Annotated in this window: 1 protein-coding gene; it reads right to left on the minus strand. The window is 71.4% G+C overall.

Annotated elements, in window-relative coordinates; all coding sequences use genetic code 11:
- Nucleotides 1–269: 269 nt before the first annotated feature.
- Nucleotides 270–2036: a TIGR03767 family metallophosphoesterase gene (locus OKJ99_RS07875; protein WP_326015103.1), complete on the minus strand. Its 1767-nt coding sequence runs from the start codon at nt 2034–2036 to the stop codon at nt 270–272.
- Nucleotides 2037–2453 lie beyond the last annotated feature (417 nt).

The following is a 2453-nucleotide window of genomic DNA, read 5'->3' on the forward strand; positions in this document are numbered from 1 at the left end:
GAACAGGCACATGAAGGCGCCCACGTACATGGCCCGACGGGCCGGCATGATGCCCTTCTCCCGCAGCCAGCCGGCCGTGACCGTCGTGATGGCGAGTACCGTCGCCGCGCCGAGCTTGATCGTGCGTTGCAGCATGCCTTCTCCCTTGGTGCGAGCCGTCGATGCGTGCCGTTGATGCGTGCCGTTGATGCGTGCCGTCGGCCGTTCGGCGGGAGGGACTCGCGGGGCTGCTGCGGGGGTTGCCTGGGATTGGGTTGGTTGAGCCTGATTCAGCCCTTCTTGAGGACGAGTTCGGTGTTGCGGTCGCCCGGTGTGCCGGAGAGGGTGGCGCGGGAGCCGGGCGCGTTGAAGGAGAGCTCGCGGTAGAGGGCGGCGAGGCCCGTCTGCGTGAGGTCCGTGAAGTCGGTGCGGTGCGGGGCCGAGGACTCGATGAGCGTCGTGAAGACGGACAGCGTGCCGTCGTGGTTGTCGGCGACCTCGATGATGCGGGCGAGCTGCGGGAAGTCGACGTGGGAGGCGGTCGAGATCTCCCAGAAGCCGGTGGCGCCGTCGGCTCCCGCATGTGGCGTGATGTCGTTCTTGTGACTGTGGCCGTTCACCCAGGCGAGGACGGGGCGGTGGGCCGCGAGCAGGGCGGTCAACTCCTCGCCGCCGTGGCGCCCTTCGCCGGGGCGGTCCGGGTCCTCACGGAGGTTGCGCATCGTCTTGGAGGTGTGGTGGGAGAAGACGAGGACGTGGTCGTCGCGCCGCTCGGCGGCCTTCAACTCACGCTTCAGCCACTCCAGTTGGGACGCGCCGATCGAGCCCTCGTAGTGTCCCGCTGGATCCGTGGTGTCGAGGCTGATGCCGAGGACGTCGTCGGAGATCCGGAACGCGTAGTGCTGCGTCGCGTCGGCCAGGTTGGCCTGGGTGTAGCCGTGGCCGATCGGTCCCGGTCCCATGTGGGCGGGGTCGAGGTGGGCCGCGACGTACTCGGTCGGCGTGAACGGGGCGCGCGATTCGTCGGGCGTCACCCGGCGCATCTTCCGCTTGTGCGAGACGAGCAGCTCCTTGAACGCCTTGCCCTTCGGGTCGCCGCCGTTCTGCACGTTGTCCCAGATCGCCTTGCCGGTGGCGGTGTCGAGGTCCATCAACTTGCGGTCGCCCACGGCGAATTCGGTGAAGTACGGGTCCGCGGGCGCGTAGCAGCCGCCGGGGAGCGAGTCGTGGTTGCCGACCGTGGAGTACCAGGGGAGGTTCAGTCCTGGGCTGCGCAGTTCGGAGATCGCGGCGTCCAGGAAGCCGGGGAGGCGGGGGAAGCCGTGGTCCCGCTTGTCGGTGTCCCTGAGTCCGTCGTCCGGCTGCCAGTAGAGCGGGAGCCCGCTGTTCTGGACGCCCTCGTAGTGGCGGGGGTCGCCGGTGTTGGGGCTGATGCGGCCGCCGCTCATCGCCTTGAGGAACCAGTCGAGTTCGGAGCGGGCGTTGTTGTCGGTGTTGTCGCCCGTCGTCATCACGAAGTGCAGCGGCGAGGCGGTGACGGGCGCGCCGCGCAGTGCGTTCACCCGCTCCACGAGGGCGACGGCCCCGGCGACGCTCAGCGCCTCCTGCGGCCGCCAGGCGCTCGCCGTCTGCGACCTCAGGTACTCGTAGCGCAGCGGGTGTTGTACGTCGACCAGGTGGAGGTCGGTGAACTGGACGAACGCGGCGAGTGGCTTCCGCTTGGCCTCGCGGCCGCTGCGGGCGGAGCCGAGTTCGGTGCGGACGACGCGTTCCCAGGCCGGTCCGTCGCCCAGGCGCCGGTAGCCGGAGCCGGCGGCGGCGGTCGCGACCGCGGCGAGGGTGGTGCCGCGGGTGTACGGGGCGAGTGGGGCGGCCGGGGCCTTGCGGGACATCGCCCGTACCGGGGCGGTGGCGGGGTGTGCGGCGGCGCTCGTGCCGCCCGCGGGTCCGAGGGCGTATCCGATACCGGCCGAGAGGGTCACCGCGCCGGTCGCGGTCAGGAATGCGCGGCGGTCGATCTCTGCGGCGGCTGTGGTGACAGAGCGTATGCGCGGCATGGCGCGGTCTCCCCGAGTGCGAACGCGTCGACAGTGACGGCCGGGCCGGTTCGTTCGAACCGCCCCTCCGTACTGGATCGTTGGCAGCGGGGATGACCTGCGCGTGAACGGCGACGCAACGCGCAACGCCGATCACCGTACGTGGATCTAGGCCCGGTCGCGGGTGCGCCGCATCGTCACGCGAGGGTGGGCCCCGGGGGCCCGCCCTGTCACTCCGTGTTCACCTTCCGGGGTACGGGGGCTCTGCCGGGGCGATGCCGACCGTCTCCGTCACGCGGCACCGGGGTGCCGCCTTGCCCACCCTGCCGCCCAAGGCGGCAGATTGCCCAAGGCGGCTGCGGCCCCCCGCGAGGCCGACGCCCCCGGAGGGGGCGGGTGGCGGGAGATGGCCGGCGGCAGACCACCCCGAACAGCCGG

The sequence above is a fragment of the Streptomyces endophyticus genome (genome assembly GCF_035798155.1).
Lineage (GTDB): Bacteria > Actinomycetota > Actinomycetes > Streptomycetales > Streptomycetaceae > Streptomyces > Streptomyces endophyticus.

Excerpts from the sequence above, each read along its gene's own strand:
- OKJ99_RS07875 (WP_326015103.1), bottom strand. The coding sequence starts at position 2,036 with ATGCCGCGCATACGCTCTGTCACCACAGCCGCCGCAGAGATCGACCGC.